Source organism: Streptomyces sp. SD15 (assembly GCF_054462255.1).
Map to the genome: position 1 here is coordinate 45,373 of NZ_JBTLMO010000007.1, position 25,515 is coordinate 70,887.

Sequence of the window (25,515 nt, forward strand, 5' to 3'; positions counted from 1 at the left end):
CGGGGTCGTACGACCGCCTCGCACCCCATGCGGATCACGCGAGAGGCCGGGCTCACCTCGCGAGAGGCCGCGCTCACCTCGACCCGGGCCGTCGGCCGCAACCGTTTCGTACGACGGCGCCGCGACGACCTCGACGCCAGGTTTCCCGGGCTCCTGGACGCGCTGCCGACATCCGCCCCGGACAGGCCCTAGCCCAGTTGGGCGGGCAGCGGGGCCGTGTGGGTCACGATCAGGCCCGAGACCGCGCGGGTCAGCGCCACGTACAGGCGGCGCAGGCCGGTCCGCTCGTCCGGTTCGCCGTCGACCACGGCCTGCGGCTCGTCCAGGACCACGTAGTCGTACTCGAGGCCCTTGGCGAGCGAGGCGGGGACGACGGTGAGGCGGGTGTCGGGGGTGGTCTCCTCGCCCGGGCCCAGGTACGTCAGACCGGACGCCGTCAACGCCTCCGTGAGGCCCGGGATCCGGGCGTCGGCCGCGATGAGCCCGACCGAGCCCTCGTGGCGCAGCAACTCCTCGCAGGCACGGACCACTTCGGTGTCGGCCTCCGTCGGCCGCACCTCGAAGAAGCCCGGGTTCTCACGGACCGACTCCACCGGCGTCAGCCCCGGCGCGATGTGCGTCAGCAGCCGGGACGCATACGTGATGACGTCCGTGGGGACACGGAAACCGGCCGTCAGCTCCTCGATCACCGCCTCGCCCTTGCCGAGGTGACCGAGCGCCTCGCCCCAACTCCGCGTCGCCCAGGGGGTCGTGCCCTGCGCGAGATCCCCGAGCACGGTCGCCGATCCCGTCGTGCAGCGGCGGCCGACGGCCCGGTACTGCATCGGGGAGAGGTCCTGCGCCTCGTCGAGCACGACATGTCCGAGGGAGTGCGTGCGCTGGACCAGATCGGTCGCCTCGTCGATCAGCACGGCGTCCGCCGCGGACCACTTGGCGGACTTCGCCGACCGTGCGGGCTTCGCCCAGAGGATCTCCTTCCGCTCGTTCTCGTCGAGGATTCCGTCCGCGTGCACGGCGAGGAAGTCGGCGTCGCAGAGGAGGCGCAGGACGAGTTTGGCGGGGTCGACCGGCGGCCACATCGCCTTGACGGCCGCCTTCACGGCGGCGTTGCGGGCCACGGCATCCTGCACCCGGTCGTCCGGTGCCTCGCCGGACCGCTCCATCTGGACCAGCACGGCGTGCGCGATCCGCTGCGGCAGGGCCTCGCGGGCGGCGCCGTACCGGATGTCCCGGTCCAGCAGCTCCCGGACGATCTGCTCCAGTTCGTACGCCGGTACCCGCCAGCGCCGCGAACCGCGCACCACCATGACGGGCTCGGTCGGCAGGTTCACGTGTGAACGGACCGCCCGGCGCAGTACCTCGGCCATCCGGGCGTCGCCCTTGATGACGGCGGCGGCCGCGTCGTCCGTGCCGCGCACCTCGACGTGCGCGACGAGATCGTCGACCGTCGCCTGCTTGACCTCCAACTCGCCGAGGGCGGGCAGCACTTGCTCGATGTAGTGCAGGAAGGACCTGTTCGGCCCGATGACCAGCGTGCCGGTGCGGGCGAGCCGCTCCCGGTGGGCGTAGAGCAGATACGCGACGCGGTGCAGGCCGACAGCCGTCTTCCCGGTGCCGGGACCGCCCTGCACACAGACCGAGCCGGACAGCCCCGACCGTACGATCTCGTCCTGTTCGGGCTGGATCGTCGCCACGATGTCGCGCATCGGGCCGACACGCGGGCGTTCGATCTCCTGCTGCAGCAGCTTGCTGGTGCCCGCGGCCTCGGAGGGGTCGGAAAGGTGCTCGTCCTCGTACGCCGTGAGGTCGCCGCCGGTGTACCCGAAACGGCGGCGCAGCCCGACATCCATCGGATCCTTCTTCGAGGCCCGGTAGAACGGCTGCGACACCGGCGCACGCCAGTCGATCACCATCGGGTCGCCCTCGGCGTCGTGCACATGCCGCCGCCCGATGTAGAAGCGCTCGCCCTCCGCGCCCTCGGCCTTGTCCGCGCCCGGCGCGTGCAGGTAGTCCAGCCGCCCGAAGAACAGCGGGGTGTGGCTGAGATCGGCGAGGGCCTTGATCCGCTCGTCGATCTGATGCTGGAGCACCGCGGCGTTCACCCAGTTCGCGGTGACGTCTTGGATGTCGAGGTTCTCCACGTCCTCGCGCATCGCACGCAGGGCGGCGCGGGACTCGCCGAGGTGGGCCCGCTCGCGGGAGAGCGGATCGTGGGCGTCGTCGGGACCTTCGGGCATGCGGGACACGGGTGTTGCCTCCGGGAGCGGGCTGCTGGCTGCGTCGTGGTGGCGTTCTGCCGCCCGGTTTCCGTCCGGGTGGCGGCACTCCGTGAAGGGAGGCGGGCAAGAGCGGAGATTCTAGGGCAGGGCGGTTGTCCGGGCCAACCGTTTTTCGCGGCACCGCCGGTGGTCGCGGGGAGTGCGAGGGCGGACTGCCCCTGGGGGTTCCCTAGGGCCTGTCCGGCGGATCATGCCGGAGACGCGGGGTCTGGCACGCCGATCTGCGGCGTTGTCGTCGGTTGCCGACTCCCCCAAGTTCTCGGCTTCGCTCGAACAGGGGGGACCCCCATCGCGTCGACGCCCTCCTCCGCCTTGCAGCTCGACGCACCAGACCCCGCTCACCTGCGCCGACAAGGCACCGCTGCTTCCCTCCGACCTGATCCGCCGGACAGGCCCTAGGGGGCGGTGTCCGTCGTGGGGTGTAGGCGGAGCGGCCCGCAGGCGTACGAGGGGCTGCCGAGGTTCGGTCCGAAGACCGACGCCATTCGAGGTCCCGCGTTCCATCATGGATACATGAGCGCAGCAACCTTCACCCCAGGCCCGGCCCACTCCGGCCCCGCCGCCGCCCGCGGCGCGACCGGCCTCTCCTCCAGCCACCACCGCCACCGCCTCGGCGACGCCCTGCGCGCCGTCAAGGTGTTCGCGGGCGCGGTACTCGATGTCGTGATCCTCGGTGAGTACGGCGAGGAAGCGGGCGTACGACGGCGGTGAGCCGTACGCCCGGCCGGGTCGCCCGGCACTAGGGTCACCTCGTGCCACAGCGGAACGTGACCGACGACCCACCCACCGAAGTCGCGCTGCCCGCCCCCGCCTTACTTCCCGCCCTCGCCCTCGCCCTCTCGCTCGCTCTCTCCGTCGCCGTCTTCTGCGCGCTGTGTGTCGCCCTCCGCGCCCCCATGGCCGACGCGCTGGTCTACCGGGCCGAGGGCTCTGCCGTACGGAACGGCACGGATCTCTACGGGTTCACCGTCACCGAGTGGCACCTGCCCGCCACGTACCCACCCTTCGCGGCGCTCCTCTTCGTACCGACGGCCTGGCTCCCGCCGGACGCCCTCAAGGTGGCCTTCGTCGTCGCAAACGTGGCCCTGCTGGCCCTGCTGGTCCGGCTCTCCTGCCGTCTCGCGGGCCTTCCGGCACGGCTCCCCGTCCTCTGCGCCGCCACCGCCCTCGCCCTGTGGCTCGAACCCGTCTTTCAGACGGTCCTCTTCGGCCAGATCAACCTCGCCGTCGCCTGCCTGATCCTCTGGGATCTGACGCGTCCGCCCGGCGCCCCCGGCAAGGGCATCGCGCTCGGCATCGCGGCCGGGGTGAAACTGACACCCGCCGTCTTCATCGTGTACCTGCTGCTCAGGCGTCGGCACAGGGAAGCGGCCGTGGCCGCCTCGGCCTTCGCCGGGACCGTCCTGCTGGGGGCGCTCGCCCTTCCGGTCGCGAGCGTCGACTTCTGGACCCGGCGGCTGTACGAGACCGAGCGCGTCGGCAAGGTGTGGATCGTCGACAACCAGTCGCTGCAGGGGCTCGTCGCCCGCGCGCTGGGGGAACCGTCGCCGGGTCTGGCCTGGGCGCTGCCGGCGGTGGCCGTCGCCTGCTGCGGCCTCTGGCTGGCCCGCCGTATGCCGGACGACCGCCGGGGCGTCCTGGTCACCGCCCTCACGGCCCTTCTCATCTCCCCCATCAGCTGGTCGCACCACTGGGTGTGGTGCGTACCGCTGATCGCCGTGCTGTACGCCGAGGGCCGCCTCCGCCTCGCCGCCGTGGTGACGGTGCTCTTCACCGCCCGCACGCAGTGGCTGATCCCGCACCAGGGCGACCTGGACCTGCAACTGCCTTGGTGGCAGCAGGTGTTGGCCTCGCCCTACCCCTTGCTGGGGCTGGCGTTGCTCGGCTGGACGGCGCGGCGGGAGCCGGTCGGCCCTCTTCGGGCCCTTGCCGTGCCGCGCCGCCGTCGGCTCAGTCGTTCGCCAGCAGCTCGTCCGCGTCCATGATCCGGTACGCGTACCCCTGCTCCGCCAGGAAGCGCTGGCGGTGGGCGGCGAAGTCCTGGTCGATGGTGTCGCGGGCGACGACGGAGTAGAAGTGGGCCTGGTGGCCGTCGGCCTTGGGCCGCAGGACACGCCCCAGCCGCTGGGCCTCCTCCTGCCGCGACCCGAAGGTTCCCGACACCTGGATCGCGACGGTCGCCTCCGGCAGGTCGATGGAGAAGTTGGCCACCTTCGACACGACCAGCACGCTGATCTCGCCCTCCCGGAACGCGTCGAACAGCTTCTCCCGCTGGGCGTTGCTGGTCTCCCCCTTGATGACGGGCGCGTTCAAGTGCTCGCCCAGCTCGTCGAGCTGGTCGATGTACTGGCCGATCACCAGGATCTGCTGGCCCGCGAACCTCCGTACCAGCGCCTCCGTCACCTTCCGCTTGGTCGCGGTCGTCGCGCAGAAGCGGTACTTCTCCTCGGTCTCCGCGGTCGCGTACGCGAGCCGCTCGGAGTCGGTGAGATTGACCCGGACCTCGACACAGTCGGCCGGCGCGATGTACCCCTGCGCCTCGATCTCCTTCCACGGCGCGTCGAACCGCTTCGGCCCGATGAGCGAGAAGACGTCCGACTCCCGCCCGTCCTCACGGACCAGGGTGGCGGTCAGGCCCAGCCGCCGCCGCGCCTGAAGGTCGGCGGTGAACTTGAAGACCGGCGCGGGCAGCAGATGCACCTCGTCGTAGACGATGAGGCCCCAGTCACGGGAGTCGAAGAGCTCGAGGTGCTGGTAGACGCCCTTCCGCTTCGTCGTCAGCACCTGGTACGTCGCGATGGTGACGGGCCGGATCTCCTTCCTCGTCCCGCTGTACTCGCCGATCTCGTCCTCGGTGAGACTGGTGCGCTTGACCAGCTCGTGCTTCCACTGCCGGGCGGAGACGGTGTTGGTGACGAGGATGAGGGTGGTGGCCTTCGCCTGCGCCATGGCCCCGGCGCCGACGAGGGTCTTGCCCGCGCCGCAGGGCAGCACGACCACTCCGCTTCCGCCGTGCCAGAAGTTCTCCACGGCCTGCTTCTGATACGGCCGCAGCGCCCACCCGTCCTCCGCCAGCTCGATCGAGTGCGCCTCCCCGTCGACGTACCCGGCGAGGTCCTCGGCCGGCCAGCCCAGCTTCAGCAGCGTCTGCTTGATCTGCCCGCGCTCGGACGGGTGCACGGCCACGGTGTCGGGGTCGATCCGGGCGCCGACGAGCGGGATGACCCGCTTCGACCGCAGGATCTCCTCGAGGATGGGCCGGTCGGTGGTGGTGAGCACGAGCCCGTGCGCCGGGTCCTTGCTCAGCGTGAGCCGGCCGTAGCGGTCCATCGTCTCGGCGATGTCGACGAGCAGCGCGTGCGGCACGGGATAGCGGCTGTACTCCACGAGGGCGTCCACGACCTGCTCGGCGTCGTGGCCCGCGGCGCGCGCGTTCCACAGCCCGAGCGGCGTCAGACGGTAGGTGTGGATGTGCTCGGGCGCCCGCTCCAGCTCCGCGAACGGTGCGATGGCCCGACGGCATGCGTCGGCCTGCTCGTGGTCGACCTCGAGCAGGAGTGTCTTGTCGCTCTGGACGATGAGTGGACCATTCACGCGCGGCACCCTTTCAACATGGCTCTGCACGGCCAAACGTCCAGTGTGCCTCAACCGCGGATGATCACGCCTGGTCGTCCGCCAGTTCCGCGACCCCCGTGACGCGGTGCAGCGGGTAGGTACGGACCTCGTCCGCCGTGTGGTCGTACGCCGTCACGAAGCCGCCCTCGACGCGGATCGGGGCGATCACGCGCTGGCTGGCGGCGCCCTCGGCGTTGACGTACCCGATCCACACGGCCTCGCCGGTGAGGACGGCGGCCTGCATGGTGGCGAGGGTCTCGGCGGAGCTGGTGCGGGGGAGCTCGCCGTTGCCCGGCCCGTCGGCCGGGGTCGGCTTGCGCGGGGTCGTGGACGCCAGGTCTCCGGCGCGGATGGCGCGGATCGCGGCGCCCAGGAGGGTGGCGTCGGGGATCGGCGGGCCGTCCGGGACGGGCTCGGGGGCGGTGCGCGGCGGGGTACGGCGGGCGTGCGCGCGGGTGATCAGGACGTCGCCCTCGGCCGACTCGGCGGCGGGCGCGAAGCCCATCGAGCGGAGGCCTTCGAGGAGGGTCCCCGGGTCGGCCTGGGCGGCCAGGACGGTGGGGGCCAGGCGGCGGAGCCTGAGGCCGTGGGAGCGCTTGTCGGCGAGGATCTCGCTCAGCAGCGCGTCGTCGTCGCAGCGGACGTACGCCGAAGCCGCGCCGATCCGCAGATGGCCGTGCCTGCGGGCCACGTCGTCGATCAGATACGCGAGCGGCTGCGGCACCGGCGTGCGGGAGTGGGCGGCCAGGAACGCGTGCAGGTCCGACGCCGAGCGGCCCGCGTCCAGCGCGCGGCGTACCGAACCCGGTGTGAAGCGGTAGACCGTCGCCCCGCCCTTCGACTCGACGTCCGCGAGCACGCCCAGCGTGTCGGCCAGGGGACGCTTCAGGGGGCCCGGCGCGACAGCGGTCAGGTCCGCCTGGAGGAGGACGTGGTCCAGGGGCTCGGGGAGGAGGGGGGCGAGCAGCCGGGCGGCCTGGGCGGCGGCAGCGGCGTGCTCGGCGGGGGAACGGGGGAGCGGGGCGGGGGCGGGAGGGGCTTCGGCGGCGGGGCGGTGGTGCTTGTGGGCGGGGAGCTTGTCGCCGGGGCCGGAGGGCGGCTCGGCGGTCCGCGGGGCCGCCGGCGGCAGCCCCAGCAGCGCCCGCCCCTGCGCCGACAGCGCGCCTCGGCCCGTGACCCCCAGCAGCTCCGCCTCCGACAGCGCCCAGCGGGCGAGACGGGTGCGCAGATCGTCGGCCGGGGGCTGGGCGCCCCGCGGGGGGCGTTCCCAGTGCAGACGGGCGAGGAGGGAGTCCGGGGTGGCGGAGGCGCCCTCGGGAAGGCCGGCGAGGAGAGTCAGGACGCGGAGGCGGACCTCGGGGGCCGCGGAGCGGTCCAGACCGGGCCCCAGCGCCGACAACGTCCGTTCCTTCGTGTCCCGCCCGCCGACCAGGCCCGCCGTGCGGGTCGCGGTGAGCCAGGCGCCGGCGAGCCGGGTCCAGCGTTCGGCGGCGGGCAGCTCCAGCCACTCGTCGTACCCGGGCGTCGCGGCGTACTGCTCGTCCGCCTCGCCGTCGGAGGCCAACAGGCCTGCCGCGTAGGCGAGTTCCACCCAGAACGCGGCCACCGGCTCGGAGACGTCCAGCGCCACCGCCGTCCGCTTCAGGTCCCGCACGCTCAGCCCGCCCGCGCGCAGCACCGCCGGCCCGCCCTCGTGCCAGTCCTTGAGCAGCTCCTCGACCGTGGCGAGCGCGGTGTACGCCTGGCCCGCCGCGGCACTGTCCACAACCTGTGGACGGTGCGTCGCCGCGGGCTCGACGGCCGGCGGCACCGGCTCCGTCACCCGGTGCGCGCGGCCCGCCCGCAGATGCAGGGCGACCTCCCGGGGCAGTACGACCGTGCCGGGGGCCGTGGGCAGCAGCAGCCCGCGGTCGATCAGCCAGCGCAGATGGCGTGCCGGGTCGGCCGTCACCTGGCCGTACGGCGGCCCCCACACCAGCCGGGACAGCACCTGCAGCGACTCGGTCGGGGAGGTGTCGAGGAGCGCCGACATCCGTACGCGGTCCGTGAACAGGTCGGTGAGCGAGCCCACGGCGGACACCGAGTCGTGGGTGGTCGGCAGTCCGGCGGTGGCCACGATCTCCTGGATGCGCCCCGGTGACATGCCCGCCGTGGCTTCGGCGACCGTCGGGCCGAGGCCGGTCGGGGACGGGTGCTGCGGGGAGGGCGCGAGGAGCTCACGGGCCGTGCGGACGAGTCGGAGCCGGTCGTCCGGGCCCCACACCAGGGCCTGCTCGCGCAGGGCCTCGAGGGCGCGCGGGAACGCCGCCGTGACCGCCGGGTCCTCGTCGTCGCCCGCCATCAGCCCGAGCAGTTCGTCGTGCGTCGCCGGTTCCGGCGCCACCGCCAGCGCCTCCGCGGCCTGCAGGGTGAAACGGTCGAGGCGTTCCAGTGCGCGGACGACCGAGGCGCGGGTGCCTGCGCGGGTGGCGAGCTGGGTGAGGTCCGTGGGGACGGGGGTGATGAGGTCGGGGCGGGTGCGCAGGAGGGCGGACAGTGAAGTGTCGTCCCGTGTGCGGAGGGCTTCCGCCAGGGAACGCGGAGCGGTTCCCGCGGGGGCGGGGTCCGGGGTGGGGTGCTCCTCTGTGCTCATCCGGTCAACGGTAGTGGGTTCTCGCCCCCGCCGCCCCTACCCGTCCCGTCCCCTGGGGGCTGCCGCCCCCAGACCCCCGCTTCGGCCTGGACGGCCTCGTCCTCAAACGCCGGACGGGCTGGATATCCCCGGCCGGGGCTGAATGCTTTCGGCCCCGGGCGGCAATCTTCAGCCCGTCCGGCGTTTGAGGACGAGCCCTTCGGGCGAAGCGGGGTCCAGAGGGGCGCAGCGCCCCTGGCGGGGGTCTGGGGGCGGAGCCCCCAGGAACGGATGGGACGGGTAGGGGCGGCGGGGGCGAAAACCCGTTCGGGATCAGGCCCGACCAGACCAGTCGAAAGGGAACCGAACAGATACCGATCGCGTATTCATGGTCAGGACGCGCGGAGCGCTCCGCGCGGTATTCGGCACAAGATCCAGTCAAGACCTGTTCGGATGTCAGTCCCGGCGGCGATACTTGCGGCCGTGCACCTCTCCATCGTGCTCCCGCGCACGCGGGCGAGGTGACCGAAAGACGACCATGGGGGAGGTCAAGTGACACACACGCCGAAGGGCAACGCCGCACCACCGGGGCGGTCCGGCACACCCGCGCCCACGCCCACGATGCCGGCCGTGCCACCGCAGTCCGGGCCTCCCGCACCGCAGGGCCCGCAGGGCCCGCAGGGCAGACCACCCGCACCCGACACCCCGCCCACCCGCCGCACGGCATGGTCGGAGGGCGTGGACCAACTGCGCGCCGCGGCGACGACGGAACCGGGCCGGCTAAGGATCATCGGCGCCGTCCTCGCCCTGCTGGTCGTCGCGTTCGGCGCGGTCACCGCCTGGCAGATGACGGACCGTTCGACCGCCGCGGACGACGTGCTGCACAGCAGCCAGCCGTTGAGCGCGGGCGCCGCGGACATCTACCGCTCACTCGCCGACGCCAACACCGCGGCCTCCAGCGGCTTCCTCGCGGGCGGCCAGGAGACCGCGGCCTCCCGCGACCGGTACGAGGGCAACATCCGGGCGGCCGCCCAGGGGTTGATCACCGCCGCGGCCAACTCCGACCCCGGTTCCCCCTCCGCGGACACCATCGCCAAGCTCAACAAACTGCTGCCGGAGTACAAGGGCCTGATCGAGCGGGCCCGCGCCAACAACCGGCAGGGCTACCCCCTCGGCGGCGCGTATCTGCGGTACGCGAACGACACGATGCAAAAGGAGATGCTCCCCGCGGCGGAGGACCTCTACAAGCGGGAGAACCAGCGGCTGAGCGCGGACTACGCGGACGCGAAGCCCTACCCGTGGGCCGCGATCGCGCTGGGCGTGCTCGCCCTCGGCGGCCTCGCCTGGGCCCAGCGGCGCCACTACCGTCGGACGAACCGGGTGCTGAACCAGGGTCTGGTCGCCGCCACGGCCGCCGCCACGGTCGTCCTGCTCTGGCTCGTCGTCGGACACAGCGTGGCCCGGGCGGGCCTCAACGCGTCGTACGAACACGGGGTCCGCTCGCTGAACGTGCTGCACGACGCCCGGATCGCGTCCCTGAAGGCGCGGGGCAACGAGAACCTGACGCTGGTCAACCGTGGCGCGGAGACCAAGAAGGTGTCCGAGACCGAGGTCATGGACCTCTACGACTACGACTACCAGCAGGACATGAAGACGCTGACCAAGGGCCTGGCCCTGGCGGCGGACCTCGCCGACGACAAGGCGGGCGAGCAGGCCGTGACGGCGGCGACCGGCAACATGAAGGTCTGGAAGACCCGTCACCTGGAGGCTCGCGAGGCCGACGACGACGGCGACTACCAGGGTGCGTTGGACAAGGTGATCGGTGCCAAGGGCGCGACGGGCGAGTGCTTCGACGGCGTCGACACGAACCTGGCGGCGGCGCTGACGCACGAGGAGAGCGAGTTCAAGCAGGCGGCGACCGACGGCCGGGACGCGATGACCGGCCTCACGGTGGGCGCGGCGGTCCTCGCGGTGCTGGCCGCCGCGGGCGCACTGCTGGGCATCGGGCGCAGGCTTTCGGAGTACCGGTGAAAGGGGGATGGGCGATGAGCGCACGACGTCTGAGGGCGAGCCTGCGGGGCTGGGGCGGCGTGGGAGCGATGGGCGTCGTCCTGGCCGTCACCGCGGTGTTCGCCCTGCTGCTGCCGCTGTACACCGTCCAGGAGGACGGCAGTACGGGCATCGGCGGCCAGGGAGTCGCCCAGGGCACGCAGGCGAAGGCCGACGACACGTGCACCGCCCCGCAGGACCAGAGCCCCGCCCCGTCCGGTGACGAGAGCGGCAGGACGATCACGGCCATCAAGGAGCGCGGCTATCTGTCGGTCGGCGTCGACCAGAACAGTTATCGCTGGGGCTACCGCGATCCGAACAACACCGAGAAGAGCAGCGACCTCGAGGGCTTCGACATCGATCTCGCGCACGAGATCGCGAAGGAGATCCTCGGCGACCCGGCCGCCGTGCGGTTCCACGCCATCCCCACCAACCAGCGCATCCCCGCGATCAAAGCCGGCCAGGTCGACATGGTGGTGCGCACCATGACGATCACCTGTGCCCGCCTCGAGGAAGTCGCGTTCTCCGCCCCCTACTTCCGGACCGGACAGCAGGTGCTGGCCCCCAAGACCTCGGACATCGAGGGGTACGACGGGACGCTGGCGAAGAAGAAGATCTGCTCGGCGTCGGGTTCCACCGCCTACGACAAGCTGGACGCCGACAAGAAGGCGGGCACGCTCGCCGCCTCCGCCGACATCTCCACCACGGTGCCCAACCAACTCGACTGCCTGGTGCGGCTCCAGCTGGGTCAGGTCGACGCGGTGGTGACGGACGGCGCACTCGCCGCGAGCCAGGCCGCGCAGGACCCGACGGTCGAGCTGAAGGGCAAGACCTTCACGACCGAGTACTACGGCGTGGCGATGAAGTTGGGCGCCGACGATCTGGTACGCCGGGTCAACCAGGTGCTCGTGGACTACCGCCAGAGCGGCGGCTGGCAGGCCTCGTACGACGAGTGGCTGTCCGCCACGCTGGGCGCGGACTCGCCGTCGTCGAAGCCGCCCACGACCTAGGACGAGCAGAGCGGCGGAAGCGGCCGACCTGATACGACTGGCTTGACACGACTGGAGTGTTACCCCGGCGCACCGGACAGGAGCGCGGGGAACGACCGAGAGCGAGAGGTGATCGATGGGCGTCACGGGACCCCCCGGGCCGGTGATGGACCGGGACGAGGTGGACCGTGCGCTGGCGCGGCTCGGCGCGGAGCACGAGGCCATCGAGTCCTCGCTCCTCGCCCTGCAGGACCACGCGGGCCGCAGACTCCTCGAAGGCGCCGAGCTCACGGGTACGACCAAGGAGCGCTGGACGACCGCGGACGCGTCGATCACGCTGCTGTGGGCGTACTTCGACGCGTACACGGACGCCCTGCGCAGCGCCCGCGACATCCGTTCGCGCCGGCGCTGGTCGAGCCGTGAGGACCTGGTCGAGCTGACCGAGCTGCTGCGCGGCGCGAGCATCACGGTCGCCGGCTCGACCACCGCCGCGGCGAACGCGCCGACGCTCACCGGCACCGGCAGGCTCAGCGAGCAGTTCTCGCTGTCCGCGCTGGTGGAGCGGATGAACGAGCTGTACGCGTCCTCGCTGGACATGGTCGTCGTCGCGGACGCCGTCTGGTCCGCGCTGCCCGCCCGGATCGATTTACTGGCCGCGGAGCTCCAGCGCACCCGTCGGCTCGCGCACTCCGTCGGTGTCCGCCCCGGTGAGCACCCGGCGGGCGACGACCTGGAGCGGATCACCCGGACGCTGACGACGCTGCGCGAGCGCGTGGTGTCCGACCCACTGGCCTTCTGGGTGCCCGCGCAGGGGAGTTCGGCCCCTGGCGGCGGGCGCCCGGACACGACGACGTACGACCGCGAGGCGCGCGCCCTGGAGGACGTACGCCGGGAGATCGACGCGGTGCTGACCGTGCGGCAGGACGCGGAGGCGCGGCTCGTCGCACTGCGGGACGTGCTGAGCCGCGCGGACCGCACGCTCGCGGAGGCGCGGAGCGCCCGCGGTGAGGTGCTGGCGAAGATCGCCGCGTCGGAGGTGCCGGCCGTCAGCGGCCCGCCGACGGCGTTGCAGGAGCAGTTGGCGACGGCCGCGGAGTACCGCAGACACGCCCAGTGGCACCGCCTGTCGCCGCTCCTGGAGGCGCTGGAGGAGAAGGCCGAGGACGAACTGCTGCGCGCCCGCGACTCGTTGACCGCGGTCACCCAGCCCCTGGCGGTCCGCGCGGAGCTGCGCGGCCGCCTCGACGCGTACAAGGCGAAAGTCGCCCGGCACGGCCTCGCGGAGGACCCGCTCCTCATCGAGCGCTACGACGCGGCGCGGCGCATGTTGTGGAGCGCGCCCTGCGATCTACGGGTCGCGGAGGAGGCGGTGCTGCGCTATCAGCGGGCGGTCGCCGACCTGCTGAACCCGCGGGTGCCTGAGCAGGGCGGGCCCCGTGATCGTGTGGACCGGACGGACCGGAGGGGGGAATCGTGAGTCAGCAGCCTGTGGGTCAGCAGCAGAACTGTCAGCGGCCCGGTTGCTCGGGGTCGTACGAGGACGTGGGCGACGGCGAGCTGTACTGCGACACGTGCGGCCTGGCGCCGGTCGTCTCGGCGAGCGGCGCGTTGAGCTCGCCCCCGACGGGGATCACTGCGGGCGGCAGAGGCTCACGCGGGTCCAGCAGCAGTAGCGTCCGCAGCAGTTCCCGCGCGAGTTCCCGTACGTCGTCGCGCTCCTCGCAGTCGCGGCGCTCGGTCTCCGGGCGCCTCTCGCGCTCGCTGTCGGGCACGTCGACCGGCCGCTCGGTGTCGGTGCGCAGCTCCGGTTCGGCGGCCGGTTCCACCGGGCGCGGCCGGCTCGGTGCCGGTCTGGTGGAGGTGCCGGACGTGCCGCGGCCCGACCCGCGCGCGATGGTGCTGGAGAACCCGGAGGTGCCCGAGCGCAAGCGGTTCTGCTCGCGCTCCGACTGCGGGGCTCCGGTGGGGCGTTCGCGCGGTGAGCGGACCGGTCGCACCGAGGGGTTCTGCACGAAGTGCGGCCACCCGTACTCGTTCGTGCCGAAGCTCGCCGCGGGCGACATCGTGCACGGTCAGTACGAGGTGGTGGGCTGCCTCGCGCACGGCGGCCTCGGCTGGGTCTACCTCGCCGTGGACCGCGCGGTCTCCGACCGCTGGGTGGTCCTCAAGGGCCTGCTCGACACCGGTGACCAGGACGCGATGGCGGCCGCGATCTCCGAGCGGCGCTTCCTCGCGGAGATCGAGCACGCCAACATCGTGCGGATCTACAACTTCGTGGAGCACCTGGACCAGCGGACGGGTTCGCTTGACGGGTACATCGTCATGGAGTACGTCGGCGGCAAGTCGCTGAAGGAGATCGCCAACGAGCGCCGGACGGCGGACGGGACGCGCGACCCGCTGCCGGTCGAGCAGGCCTGCGCGTACGGCATCGAGGCGCTGGAGGCCCTCGGGCATCTGCACAGCCGCAATCTGTTGTACTGCGACTTCAAGGTCGACAACGCCATCCAGACCGAGGACCAGCTCAAGCTGATCGACATGGGCGCGGTGCGCAGGATGGACGACGAGGAGTCGGCCATCTACGGCACGGTGGGCTACCAGGCGCCGGAGGTGGCCGAGGTCGGCCCGTCGGTGGCGAGCGACCTCTACACGGTCGCCCGCACGCTGGCCGTCCTCACCTTCGACTTCCAGGGCTACACGAACATCTTCGTGGACTCCCTGCCCGACCCCGACAACATCGAGGTCTTCCGCCAGTACGAGTCCTTCTACCGGCTCCTGGTCCGCGCCACCGACCCCGACCCCGCCCGCCGTTTCGCCTCCGCCCAGGAGATGGCGGAGCAGCTCACCGGCGTGCTGCGCGAGGTCGTCTCGCTGCAGACGGGGCGGGCCCGACCGGCCCTGTCCACCCTGTTCGGACCCGAACTCAAGGTCGTGGACACGGAGCTGTTCGGGGAGCTGGACGGGGATGTGTCGCGGTGGGGGGCGCGGAGTGTTCCGGCGGCGGTAGGGCGGCGACGCAGGGGCCTGTCCAGGGCCCCCGCGTCCAGGGCCCCCGGGTCCGCGTCCGGCGCCCGTGAGGCCCTGCACGGAGCCAACGGGTCCGCCTCCGGCGCCGTCGGGCCTGGGACCGGGGCCCAGGGCGGCACCGGGGCCCAGGGCGGCGGACTCGCCGTTTCTTCCGGCGCCGGAGGCGGCGCGTTGCCGGGCGGCGGAGCCGCGAGTGGGCTGGGCGGCGGAGCCGCTGGTGCCGTGGCCGGCGGAGCCGGGATTGCGGGCGCCGGAGGCGGCGCGGTGCCCGGCGGAGCCGGTCGCTTCGCGGGGTTGGTCAAGCCTGTTCAGGCGGCCGGTACGGCGCTCGCGCTGCCCGTCCCCCACGTGGATCCGGGCGACCCCAACGCCGGCTTCCTCGCGGGGCTCATGGCGTCCGCGCCCGCGGAGCTGATCACCGCGTTGCACGCGGCGCCCACCGGCTCCCTGGAGCTGCGGCTGCGCGAGCTGCGGGCCCGTCTGGAGATGGGTGAGCTGGACAGTGCGGCCAGAGCGCTCGCGGCCCTGGAGGCGGACCATCCCGACGACTGGCGGGTGGTCTGGTACCGGGGCGTGGCGGCCCTCGCCACCGGGGAGCACGAGATCGCGGCGCTGTCCTTCGACGCGATCTACGACGCCTTCCCCGGCGAGCCCGCGCCGAAGCTGGCGCTCGGCCTGTGCGCCGAGGTGCTCGGACAGCTGGACAACGCCGCCGAGTACTACCGCCTGGTGTGGACGACCGACCCCAGCCATGTGAGCTCGGCGTTCGGCCTGGCGCGCGTCCAGCTCGCGGCGGGCGACCGCCGTGGCGCCGTACGCACACTGGAATCCGTACCGGAGGCGTCGATCCACTACACCGCGGCGCGCGTCGCCGCCGTGCGGGCGCGGTTGCGGCGGCGGTCGGCCGAGGAGTCGGCCGCCGCGCCGTTCCTGGACGATCTGACAGCGGCTGCCGCCCAGGTCGAGGCCCTCGACGGCTATGGTCTGGACGCGGTCCGGCGAGGAGAATTGTCCACAGAGGTCCTTGGCTGCGCCCTGGACTGGGTACTCTCCGGTAGCCAGGGTTCCGCCCCGCAATCCGGGGGCGGACAGGTGCTGCTCGGCAGTGAGCTGGACGAGCGCGGTCTCCGCTTCGGTCTGGAGCGCTCGTACCGCACGCTGGCCCGGCTCGCCCAGGGCGGCGAGGAGAGGATCGACCTGGTGGAACGTGCCAACCGTTACCGCCCCCGGACGTGGGTGTGATTGATGTCCCAGATGCCCCAGCCGACGGCCCTTTCGCGGTGCCCCAGTTGCGAGGAGCCGCTGGAGGCGGGTGACCGTTTCTGCGGTGCGTGCGGGTATGACCTGTCGGCGGTGCCCGCACCGCCCCAGGACCAGCCGACGATCACCATGAACGGCGCATCGGCGCGCCCTCCTTCGGCCGCCGCGCCCGTGGACTGGCCCGTCGCACCGGAGCCGGCGAGCTCCGACACGCCCGCGCCGGTGCACCGGGCCACGGACATCCGGGGCACGGACTCGGGCGGCACCGAGCTCCCGCACGCCCCGGGCGAGTCCGCGGGCGTACGGTTCGACCGGCCTTCGGAGCCGGACGAGTACCCGCTCGCTCCCCCGGCCGGCCACCCCCCGACCGATCCCCGCACCGCCGAACTCGACGCGCCGGCCGCGGGCGGTCCGTTGTGCGTCGCCTGCCGTTCGGGCAGCGTCGACAGCGACGGTTACTGCGAGAACTGCGGGCACGCGCAGCCACGCGAGCGCGACCACATGGAGCAGGAGTTGGGCGCGGTCGCCGCGGTCAGCGACCGGGGCCTGCGGCACCATCGCAACGAGGACGCGTTCGCCATCTCCTCGACCGCGCTGCCCGACGGCTCGCCCGCGGTCGTCGCGATCGTCTGTGACGGTGTCTCCTCGGCGACCCGCCCGGACGAGGCCTCGCTCGCCGCGTCCCGGGCCGCCGGCGAGTCGCTGCTGGCGGCGCTGCCGCTCGGCACGCACCCGCAGCAGGCCATGCACGAGGCGATCGTCGCGGCCGCCGAGGCCGTCAACTCGCTGGCCGAGGCGCCCCCCGCGCAGGAGGATCACGCCCCGCACCAGAACGCACCCGCCTGCACCCTCGTCGGCGCCGTCGTCACCCCCAGCCTGCTGGTCGTCGGCTGGGTCGGCGACAGCCGTGCCTATTGGGTGCCCGTGGATCGCGGCACGCCGTCGGCCCGGCTCACCGAGGACGACTCGTGGGCCGCGCAGATGGTCGCCGCGGGCCTGATGAGCGAGGCGCAGGCGTACGCCGACGAGCGCGCCCACGCCATCACGGGCTGGCTCGGCGCGGACGCGTACGAACTGGAGCCGCACACCGCTTCCTTCAAGCCGGACCGGCCGGGTGTAGTGGTGGTGTGCACCGACGGGCTGTGGAACTACGCGGAGGCGGCCGAGGACATGGCCGAGGTCGTGCCCCTGGACGCCGCCGCGCGACCGCTGCACAGCGCCCAGGTGTTGGTCGGCCACGCCCTGGACGGCGGGGGCCACGACAACGTAACAGTGGCCGTCGTGCCGTTCCCGGCCCCGTCGCAGGGGGCAGGATCCGCCTGAGGCCGCGCGACGGGGACGGCCTCGGGCCGGAGGGGACCGGTCCGGTTACTGTCATCACCCCCGTGGAACCGGGGGCCTTGAGGGGGACGAAGAAGGCATGGCCAATTTCTCGAAGTCGAACGTGCCGCAGTTCTCGGTCGACGTGTACCAGAACCAGTACCTGCCCGAGGGCGGCCGTGAGGTCAGCGCGATCGTCACGGTGAGCGCCACCGGCGGCGGGACCATCGGGAGCGCGGTCGGCGCGCCCCACCTGTACTCGGCGGGGCAGAGCCCGGACGCGGCCGTCGCGATCATGGTCGACTGCTCCGGCTCGATGGACTACCCGCCGACCAAGATGCGCAACGCCCGCGACGCGACGGCGGCGGCGATCGACACCCTCCGTGACGGCGTGCACTTCGCGGTGATCGGCGGCACGCACGTCGCCAAGGAGGTCTACCCGGGTGGCGGACGGCTCGCGGTCGCCGACGCGGCGACCCGTGACCAGGCCAAGCAGGCCCTGCGCAAGCTGAGCGCGGGCGGCGGTACGGCGATCGGCACCTGGCTGCGCCTCGCCGACCGGCTGCTGTCCTCGGCGGAGGTGTCGATCCGGCACGGCATCCTGCTCACCGACGGCCGCAACGAACACGAGTCGCCCGAGGACCTGAAGGCCGCTCTCGACTCCTGCGCCGGGCGTTTCACCTGTGACGCGCGCGGTGTCGGCACGGACTGGGAGGTCAAGGAGGTCACCGGGATCGCCTCGGCGCTGCTCGGCACCGCCGACATCGTCGCCGATCCGGCCGCCCTGTCCGCCGACTTCACACAGATGATGGAGACGGCCATGGGCAAGGAGGTCGCGGACGTCGCCCTCAGGCTGTGGACGCCCGTCGGCACGGAGATCAAGTTCGTCAAGCAAGTGGCCCCCACGGTCGAGGAACTGACCGACCGCCGCACCGAGGCGGGACCGCGCGCCGGCGACTACCCCACCGGATCCTGGGGCGACGAGTCCCGCGACTACCACGTGTGCGTCGAGGTCCCCACGGGCTCCGTCGGCCAGGAGATGCTGGCCGCCCGGGTCTCGCTGGTGATCCCGCAGGGCGACGGAAGCACGCACAACCTCGGCGCCCAGGGTCTTGTGCGAGCGGTGTGGACCGACGACATGGCGGCCTCGACGCGGATCAACGCGCAGGTCGCGCACTACACGGGCCAGGCGGAACTGGCGCAGGTCATCCAACAGGGTCTTGACCTGCGCAAATCGGGAGATGCCGACGGGGCAACGGCCAAGCTTGGCCGCGCCGTTCAGCTCGCCAGCGCGTCGGGCAACGCCGATACTGCGAAACTGCTTGCCAAGGTGGTGGACGTGGTCGACGCCGCGACAGGTACTGTGCGATTGAAGGCGAGGGTCGAAGAAGCTGATGAGATGACCCTCGAAACACGCTCCACAAAGACTGTTCGTGTAAAGAAGTAGCGAGCCCGGTTCCCACGAGGAGCCGGATAAACCCGGTCACAACGGCCGGAAAGGGAGAGGGAGAAGCGCCGACATGCCGACCTGCCCGAACGGACACCAGTCGGGTTCCGACGACTGGTGCGAGGTCTGCGGTCACCGCATGGCCGGTGCCGTGCCTCCGCCCCCTCCGCCGCCCCCGCCCGGCGGTTACGGCTATCCGCCGCCCGGCTCGCCCCCGCCGCCGCCCGGCCCCGGGGGGCGCCCGCATCTGTCCGCCGCGCCCAACGCAGAGCCGGAGCTCTGCCCGCAGTGCCGTACGCCCCGTGAGGGCGGTGCGCCGTTCTGCGAGGAGTGCCGGTGGAACTTCCTGACGAACACGGCGACCTCGTACACCCCGGCGGCCCCGCGTCCGCCGGCGCCCGGACCCGGCGGTCCTGGTGGGCCTGGTGGGCCTGGGGCTCCTGGTGGTCCTCATCCGGCGCAGCGGTTCCAGCAGCCTCCGCCGGGGCAGCCCACCGGCCCCGGGCGCGACCCGTTCGAGTACCAGGGCTCGCGACCCTCGCAGATGAACCGGCCCGCGGAACCGATTCCGCCGTACGGGCAGGACCCCTCGGGCTTCGGCGGCGACCCGTCGCGCCCCGGGGGCCCCTCTGGCCCTTCCGGCTTCGGCGGAGATCCGTCGCGTCCGGGGCCGCCCGGCACACCCGGCCCCTCCGGCTTCGGCGGCGACCCGTCGCGCCCCGGGGGCCCCTCTGGCCCCTCCGGCTTCGGCGGAGATCCGTCGCGCCCCGGGGGCCCCTCTGGCCCTTCCGGCTTCGGCGGAGATCCGTCGCGTCCGGTTCCGCCGCCGCCCGGGCCCACGCCCGGCGCCCCGCAGGCCTTCATGCAGCAGCCGGCCGCGCCCGCGTTCCCCGCACAGGGCCCGCCGCAGCCCGGCGGCCCACAGCGCGGAGGTCCGTCCTTCGGCGGCGGTGACGACGACTGGGTGATCTCCCCGCCGGCCGGTACACCCGGCGGCCCGGGCGGTACCGCCGGCGGCCCCGGCGCAGGTCAGGGCGGCGGCTACGGCTACCCGCAGCCCGGCTCGACCCAGGCCCCGCCCGGCCCCGGCCCCGCCTATCAGCGGCAGCAGTCGCTGTCCTGGACGGCGACGATCGCCCCCGACCGCGAGTACTTCCTGGCAATGATGCAGCGCTCCGGCCCGGAGGCCGCGGGCCTGAACCTGCCCGCGTACTCCCCGGAGCAGCAGCGCCCGCTCACCGGCAACCAGATGACCATCGGCCGCCGCCGGCACTCCACCGGCGACACCCCGGACATCGACCTCTCGGTGCCCCCGGAGGACCCGGGCGTCTCGCACCAGCACGCGATGCTGGTCCAGCAGCCGGACGGCAGCTGGGCGGTCGTCGACCAGAACTCCACGAACGGCACGACGGTCAACGGCGGGGAGGATCCCATCCAGCCCTTCGTGCCGGTGCCGCTCCAGGACGGCGACCGGGTGCACGTGGGCGCCTGGACGACGATCACGATCCGACGAGGCTGACCTCGGGGGTCACGGCAGCGGCCAGGCGTACGGCCCCTCGGGGTCGTCCAGCCACGCCCAGGCGTCCGCGCCGCTGACCGTGACCCCGTACCGCTCGCGCACCGGTCGGTTCTCGCGCTCCCACAGCGCGTACGCCTCGAACGGATCGACGCTGTCCACCGTCAGGGCCAGCAGGAAGCGGAACAGCTCGTGGCCGCGTGCCCGGCGCGGCAGCGACCCCAGGTACGGCAGCTCCGGTTCGGGCCGGGTGTCGCCGCGCAGCGGCACGAAATAGGCAGGCGTGTGCAGGAAGCGCCCCTCGGCGTGCCCGGTGTCCCGGACGTGCAGCGCGATCAGGCCGGTGGCCATGGGCGCCAGGATGCGGGCGCCCGGGCGGCACTGGGGCAGCCAGGGGCGCGGTATCGAGGGCAGCTGGCAGGTCGCGATGATCCGGTCGAAGGGGGCGCGCTCGGGGACCCCCCGGGCGCCGTCCCCGGTGACGACGGCCGGGTGGTAACCGGCGGTGGCCAGATGCTGCCGCGCGGACTCGGTGATCTCCGGGTCGAGGTCGACCGTGGTCACCAGGTCGTCGCCGAGGCGGTGGGCGAGCAGCGCCGCGTTGTAGCCGGTCCCGGCGCCGATCTCCAGGACGGCGTCCCCGTCCCGTACCTCCAGCTCGGTGAGCATCTTCGCCATCAGCGACGGCTGGCTGCTGGAGGAGACCAACTCGCCGTCGCGCACCCGGGTGGCCAGCGGGGCGTCCACATAGGCGCCGCGCAGCCAGCGCTCCCGCTGCCCCGGGTCGGGGTCCTGGCCCCACACGCGCTCGAAGCCTCCCATGACGCCGACGTAGTAGTACGGCACGAAGAGGTGGCGTGGGACCGCCTCGAACGCCTCCCGCCAGGCCGGATCGGCGTCCCAGGCCCCGCTCGCCTCGATCTCGCGCACCAGCGCGGCCCGCGCCGAGGTGGCGAGGTCGTCCCCGTGGTTGTCGCTCTTGTCGAGAGCGTGCGCGCCCATACCTCCACTGTGCTGCCGGACGGGCCGCGAGGCGAGTGCCGATGCGGCCGATCGTGTCGGTACCGGTGGCGTACCCGGTGGGTGTACCGGCAGTGGTCCTGAGCGTCTCTGGAACTCTTGAGGATCCTGAGTTGTCGCGTGGCCCCGAGGGGTGGAAGCGGTAACGAGCGCGGACGAGTCCGGGCCGATCCTTGGGTAGAGCCCGTATGCGGCGTCACTGGCGGTGACGCGATGCCGACGTCTGGACTACCCCCGGCTCTTTCGAGCGGGCGCACCCTGGGATCGCCGCCCCGCCGGACGCTGAACCGGTCACCGCAGGAGAACCACGGTGCCGGTGGCGGGGACCGCGCGCATTTCAAGCACGCGGCGGGTATCAGGTAAAACGACAGACGGTCCATAGGGTTACGGCCGGGCCCGGATTCAGCATCCCGCAGCGTCCCGAAGGCAATCGCCGCACAGTTGGAGACCCTTGAGTCCTCGGCCGCCCGGTCTGAGACCATGGGCACTGTGAAAGAGATTCGGCGCGGCACGCTTCAGGAGCAGACCTTCTACGAGCAGGTCGGCGGCGAGGAGACCTTCCGCCGCCTCGTGCACCGTTTCTACGAGGGTGTCGCCGAGGACCCGCTGCTGCGGGCCATGTATCCCGAAGAGGACCTTGGCCCGGCCGAGGAGCGCTTCACGCTGTTCCTGATCCAGTACTGGGGCGGCCCGACGACGTACAGCGAGAACCGCGGCCACCCCCGGCTGCGGATGCGCCACGCCCCCTTCGCCGTGGACCAGGCGGCGCACGACGCCTGGCTGAAGCACATGCGCGTCGCCGTCGACGAGCTCGAGCTCTCCGAGGAGCACGAGCACACGCTGTGGAACTACCTGACGTACGCGGCGGCTTCGATGGTGAACACGGCCGGCTGACGCCTGTCGGCCGCCGCATCGGCACCTTGCCGGACGGCAGAACCGCCGGCCGATCCACCGAAAGATCACTTCTCGTAACCGAACAGTAATCCGGCAAGGGTATTGACGCACCCCGACCCCGGTGTCATGGTTACCCGCATCGAGACATCAGATGTCTGACGTCAGATGTCGAGGAGCCTCCCCGGCCCCCCGCATCGGACACCCCGGCCGTCAGCGTACGGTCATCCCGCCCGACCCGTTCCCGCCTGCGGAGGCCCAACGATGTCGCTCTCCGAAGACCTCGCCGAACGTCTCCTCAGCGAGATCATCGACGGCACGTACCCGCCGGACGCCGTCCTCCCCCCGGAGGCCGAGCTCGCCGAGCGCTCGTCCGTAAGCCGTCTGACTGTCCGCGAGGCGGTGAAGCAGCTGCGCGCGCAGAACGTCGTACGGGTGGTCCGCGGCCGCGGCACGTACGTGAACCCGCCGGACCGCTGGACCGCGCTGGATGCCGTGGTGCGCGCCGCGTCCCGCTCCTCCCGCACCTCGCTCTCCGAGCGGCTCATCGAGGCCCGCCGCCTGATCGAGAACGGCGCGGCCGAGCTCGCCGCCGTCCGCCGGAGCGACACCGACCTCACCGAGCTGCGCGAGCACCTCGCCGCGATGCGGGTCGCCGCCGACGCGGGCGACACGGAACAGTTCGTGCAGGCCGACATCGACTTCCACGACACGGTGATGCGCGCGACGGGCAATCTCTTCGTCCCGCTCCTCTTCGAGCCCTTCGGCCCCCTCCTGGCCGAGGGCCGCCGCGAGACCTCCGCGGTCCCCCAGATCCGCGTCAACGCCATCGCGCATCACGAGGCGGTCCTCTCCGCCCTGGAGTCCGGCATCCCGGACCAGGCCCGCCGCGCCATGGACACCCACATGAACCAGACAGCGGACGACTACCGCACGCACGTGGTGAAGGACACAGGGCACAGCTGACACCGGCCACGACCGGCACCGGCAGCCCCCCGCCGACAAGCACAGCTGTGGGCAGGCGTCCCGCCGGGCGCGGGCTCGCCGTCCCCCCACCACGCCGACCTCACTGTCGGGTCACCCCCCCCCGACCTCAGCCCCCTTACGTACCCCCATCACCAGGAACCGCCATGTCTCTACCCCGCCATGCCCTCCCCGAGTCAGAGGTCCTCGCCGGCCTCCCGCCCGTCAGAGCAGTGGCAGCCACCGAGGTCGCCGCCCGCACAGCAACCGCCCCCCGCCTGGTCGTCCTCGACGACGACCCCACCGGCACCCAGACGGTCGCCGGCATCCCGGTCCTCACCACCTGGACCACGGAAGACCTCCGCTGGGCCCTCCGCCAGGAGAGCACCGCCTTCTTCGTGCTCACCAACACCCGCAGCCTCTCCCCCGAAGACGCCGCCACCCGCAACCGCGACATCGTCCGCGCCCTGCACGAGGCCTCCCTGGCCGAGGGCATCCCGTACGCCATCGCCTCCCGCGGCGACTCCACCCTCCGCGGTCACTTCCCCCTCGAAACCGACGTACTGGCCGAGGAGTTGACGAGCGTGGGCGCGGGCGCCCCCGACGGAGTCGTCCTCGTTCCCGCGTACATCGAGGCGGGCCGTCTGACCATCGACTCGGTCCACTGGATGCGCACCCCCGACGGTCTCCTCCCCGTCGGCGAGAGCGAGTTCGCGAAGGACGCCACCTTCGGCTACACCTCGTCCGCCCTCCCGGACTGGGTCGAGGAGAAGACAGGCGGCCGCATCCCCGCCGACAAGGTCGTCCGCATCACCCTCAGCGACCTGCGCACCGGTGGTCCCGCCCACGTCGCCGAACAGCTCACCGCCCTCCGCGACGGCGCCACCGCCGTGGTCGACGCCCTCTGCGACGACGACCTCCGCGTCCTCGCACTGGCCCTCGCCGAGGCCGAAGAGCAGGGCGCCCGCCTCCTCTACCGCGTGGGCCCTTCCTTCGTACGAGCCCGAGCGGGCCAGTCCGCCCATCCCCCGCTCACGGCCGCCGAACTCCGTCCCCTGCGCGCCGACGCCCCCCACGGCCTGATCGTGGTCGGCTCCCATGTCTCCCTGACCACCCGCCAGCTGAACCACCTGCGTGAACAGCACGGCGATCTCGCGGAGTTCGAACTCGACGTGGCCCAGCTCCTCGACGCCACCCGCCGCGACGCTCACCTCGACGAGATCGCCACGGCCGCGGCCGCCGCCCTGGAGAGCGCGGACACCGTCATCCGCACCACCCGCACGGTGGTCACCGCCGACGACCCCGAGGAGAGCCTCGCCATCTCACGCGGCGTCTCCGCCGCACTCGTCGAAGCGGTACGCCGCATCAACGCGACCCGCCGCCCGGCCTTCGTCATCGCGAAGGGCGGCATCACCTCCAGCGACACCGCCACCCACGGCCTGGAGATCCGCCGCGCCTGGGCCCGCGGCACCCTGCTGCCGGGCATCGTCTCGCTGTGGCAGCCCGTCGACGGCCCGGCCGCCGGTATCCCGTACATCGTCTTCGCGGGGAACGTCGGCGGCGATCACGCCCTCGCCGACGCCCTCGCCCTGCTGAGGAGCGCCGCCTGATGCTGCTGACCGGAACCGAGGGCCTGAAGGCCCTGACGACGGCATACGAGAACGGGCACGCGCTCGCCGGCTTCGTCGCGTACAACCTGGAAACGGTGCAGGGCATCGTCGCCGCTGCGGAAGCCCGCCCGGACCGCCCGGTCCTGATCCAGGCCGGCTCCAGCCCCTTCAAGCACGCGGGCCGCGAACCCCTGATGCGCCTGGCCCTGGACGCCGCGGCCCACTCCGAGGCTCCCCTGGGCGTCCACCTCGATCACAGCCGCGACCTCGACGAGATCACCGCCTGCCTGGAAGCGGGCTACACCTCGGTCATGGTCGACGGCTCCCACCTCCCCTTCGCCGACAACATCGCCCTGACCCGCGAGGCCGTACGCCGGGCCCGCGACCACGGGGCCTGGGTGGAGGCGGAGCTGGGTGCGCTGGCGGGCGACGAGGACGTCTCGACGAACGCGGACGCGTCCGCCGCCGCGATGACGGACCCGTCCCAGGCAGCCGAGTTCGTCGCCGAGACCGGCGTGGACGCCCTGGCGGTGGCGGTCGGCAACGTCCACGGCTTCACGGCGAACCCGGTCCACCTGGACCTGGACCGCCTGTCCGCCATCCACTCCGCCGTCCCGATCCCACTGGTCCTGCACGGCGCCAGCGGCCTCCCCGAGCACCAACTCCTCGGTGCCCTCGCCCGAGGCGTGGCCAAGGTCAACGTCAACGCCGAACTCCGCCGCGCCTACCTCCAGGCGGTGAGTGCCCACCTCCCCACGGCACTCCCGGGTTCGGACGTGGTCAGCGTCTGGTCGGCGGGCCGCGCCGCGGTGACGGAGGCGGCAACGCGCATCATCACCCAACTCACGCCCTCGTAGCCGCGGGTTCTTCGCCCCCGCCGCCCCCCAGCCGGAAGCCCCCGGGCATCCCCACCTCCAGCCG

19 protein-coding genes are annotated in these 25,515 nt (G+C 72.7%); 14 read left to right on the forward strand and 5 right to left on the reverse strand.

From position 1 onward, the window contains the following. Positions 1 to 27: 27 nt before the first annotated feature. Positions 28 to 192 carry an ArsR family transcriptional regulator gene (locus ACX28W_RS09220; RefSeq protein ID WP_458998275.1) on the forward strand — a complete coding sequence of 55 codons (165 nt, stop codon included), beginning with the start codon at positions 28 to 30 and terminating at the stop codon, positions 190 to 192. Here ACX28W_RS09220 and ACX28W_RS09225 read toward each other — a convergent pair. Further along, entirely contained in the window at positions 189 to 2,237 is a 2,049-nt protein-coding gene (locus ACX28W_RS09225) for a HelD family protein (protein ID WP_458998276.1), read from the reverse strand. The two genes, ACX28W_RS09220 and ACX28W_RS09225, sit on opposite strands and share 4 nt — an antisense overlap. A 555-nt stretch (positions 2,238 to 2,792) precedes the next feature. Between ACX28W_RS09225 and ACX28W_RS09230 the strand changes: the two genes are divergently transcribed. Together ACX28W_RS09230 and ACX28W_RS09235 are read left to right on the forward strand one after the other, a co-directional pair. After that, positions 2,793 to 2,990 carry a hypothetical protein gene (locus tag ACX28W_RS09230; protein WP_458998277.1) on the forward strand — a complete coding sequence of 66 codons (198 nt, stop codon included), beginning with the start codon at positions 2,793 to 2,795 and terminating at the stop codon, positions 2,988 to 2,990. Positions 2,991 to 3,175: 185 nt separating this feature from the next. Next, positions 3,176 to 4,264, forward strand: a complete 1,089-nt coding sequence (locus ACX28W_RS09235) for a glycosyltransferase 87 family protein (RefSeq protein WP_458998543.1) — start codon at positions 3,176 to 3,178, stop codon at positions 4,262 to 4,264. On the opposite strand, the gene ACX28W_RS09240 is transcribed toward ACX28W_RS09235, so the two are convergent. Together ACX28W_RS09240 and ACX28W_RS09245 are read right to left on the reverse strand one after the other, a co-directional pair. After that, positions 4,230 to 5,873 (reverse strand): DNA repair helicase XPB, encoded by a 1,644-nt coding sequence (locus ACX28W_RS09240; RefSeq protein WP_458998278.1) that lies wholly within the window; start codon positions 5,871 to 5,873, stop codon positions 4,230 to 4,232. The two genes, ACX28W_RS09235 and ACX28W_RS09240, sit on opposite strands and share 35 nt — an antisense overlap. 64 nt (positions 5,874 to 5,937) lie before the next feature. Continuing rightward, on the reverse strand, positions 5,938 to 8,526 hold the full coding sequence (locus ACX28W_RS09245) for a helicase-associated domain-containing protein (RefSeq protein ID WP_458998279.1): 2,589 nt from the start codon (positions 8,524 to 8,526) through the stop codon (positions 5,938 to 5,940). A 531-nt stretch (positions 8,527 to 9,057) separates the two neighbouring features. Between ACX28W_RS09245 and ACX28W_RS09250 the strand changes: the two genes are divergently transcribed. The 3 genes from ACX28W_RS09250 to ACX28W_RS09260 all read left to right on the forward strand — a co-directional run bounded on the left by ACX28W_RS09250 (position 9,058) and on the right by ACX28W_RS09260 (position 13,020). After that, positions 9,058 to 10,536 carry a hypothetical protein gene (locus ACX28W_RS09250; RefSeq protein ID WP_458998280.1) on the forward strand — a complete coding sequence of 493 codons (1,479 nt, stop codon included), beginning with the start codon at positions 9,058 to 9,060 and terminating at the stop codon, positions 10,534 to 10,536. 14 nt (positions 10,537 to 10,550) lie between these two features. After that, positions 10,551 to 11,564 carry a glutamate ABC transporter substrate-binding protein gene (locus ACX28W_RS09255; protein ID WP_458998281.1) on the forward strand — a complete coding sequence of 338 codons (1,014 nt, stop codon included), beginning with the start codon at positions 10,551 to 10,553 and terminating at the stop codon, positions 11,562 to 11,564. 115 nt (positions 11,565 to 11,679) lie between these two features. Then, a complete protein-coding gene (locus ACX28W_RS09260; protein ID WP_458998282.1) occupies positions 11,680 to 13,020 on the forward strand; it encodes a zinc ribbon domain-containing protein in 1,341 nt (446 codons plus the stop codon). 31 nt (positions 13,021 to 13,051) lie between these two features. On the opposite strand, the gene ACX28W_RS09265 is transcribed toward ACX28W_RS09260, so the two are convergent. Continuing rightward, positions 13,052 to 13,369, reverse strand: coding sequence for a hypothetical protein (locus tag ACX28W_RS09265; RefSeq protein ID WP_458998283.1), 318 nt, complete (start codon positions 13,367 to 13,369; stop codon positions 13,052 to 13,054). Positions 13,370 to 13,412: 43 nt separating this feature from the next. Between ACX28W_RS09265 and ACX28W_RS09270 the strand changes: the two genes are divergently transcribed. The 4 genes from ACX28W_RS09270 to ACX28W_RS09285 all read left to right on the forward strand — a co-directional run bounded on the left by ACX28W_RS09270 (position 13,413) and on the right by ACX28W_RS09285 (position 20,113). Further along, the gene (locus ACX28W_RS09270) at positions 13,413 to 15,809 is read left to right on the forward strand and encodes a serine/threonine-protein kinase (RefSeq protein WP_458998284.1); all 2,397 of its coding nucleotides are present in this window, start codon (positions 13,413 to 13,415) and stop codon (positions 15,807 to 15,809) included. Next, complete coding sequence (locus ACX28W_RS09275; RefSeq protein ID WP_458998285.1) at positions 15,810 to 17,150, forward strand: PP2C family serine/threonine-protein phosphatase; 1,341 nt, start codon at positions 15,810 to 15,812, stop codon at positions 17,148 to 17,150. Positions 17,151 to 17,247: 97 nt separating this feature from the next. Next, complete coding sequence (locus ACX28W_RS09280; RefSeq protein ID WP_458998286.1) at positions 17,248 to 18,594, forward strand: vWA domain-containing protein; 1,347 nt, start codon at positions 17,248 to 17,250, stop codon at positions 18,592 to 18,594. 73 nt (positions 18,595 to 18,667) lie between these two features. Continuing rightward, on the forward strand, positions 18,668 to 20,113 hold the full coding sequence (locus ACX28W_RS09285; protein WP_458998287.1) for an FHA domain-containing protein: 1,446 nt from the start codon (positions 18,668 to 18,670) through the stop codon (positions 20,111 to 20,113). Between the two features lie 9 nt (positions 20,114 to 20,122). Here ACX28W_RS09285 and ACX28W_RS09290 read toward each other — a convergent pair whose 3' ends face one another. Further along, entirely contained in the window at positions 20,123 to 21,112 is a 990-nt protein-coding gene (locus ACX28W_RS09290; RefSeq protein WP_458998288.1) for a methyltransferase domain-containing protein, read from the reverse strand. Between the two features lie 498 nt (positions 21,113 to 21,610). On the opposite strand from ACX28W_RS09290, the gene ACX28W_RS09295 reads away from it, so the two are divergent. The 4 genes from ACX28W_RS09295 (at position 21,611) to ACX28W_RS09310 (ending at position 25,451) form a co-directional block, all read left to right on the forward strand. Further along, entirely contained in the window at positions 21,611 to 22,024 is a 414-nt protein-coding gene (locus ACX28W_RS09295) for a globin (RefSeq protein ID WP_458998289.1), read from the forward strand. A gap of 261 nt (positions 22,025 to 22,285) precedes the next feature. Then, entirely contained in the window at positions 22,286 to 22,987 is a 702-nt protein-coding gene (locus ACX28W_RS09300; protein WP_458998290.1) for a FadR/GntR family transcriptional regulator, read from the forward strand. Positions 22,988 to 23,151: 164 nt separating this feature from the next. Continuing rightward, entirely contained in the window at positions 23,152 to 24,594 is a 1,443-nt protein-coding gene (locus tag ACX28W_RS09305; protein WP_458998291.1) for a four-carbon acid sugar kinase family protein, read from the forward strand. After that, positions 24,594 to 25,451: a class II fructose-bisphosphate aldolase gene (locus ACX28W_RS09310; RefSeq protein ID WP_458998292.1), complete on the forward strand. Its 858-nt coding sequence runs from the start codon at positions 24,594 to 24,596 to the stop codon at positions 25,449 to 25,451. The genes ACX28W_RS09305 and ACX28W_RS09310 overlap by 1 nt, the downstream gene beginning before the upstream one ends. Positions 25,452 to 25,515 lie beyond the last annotated feature (64 nt).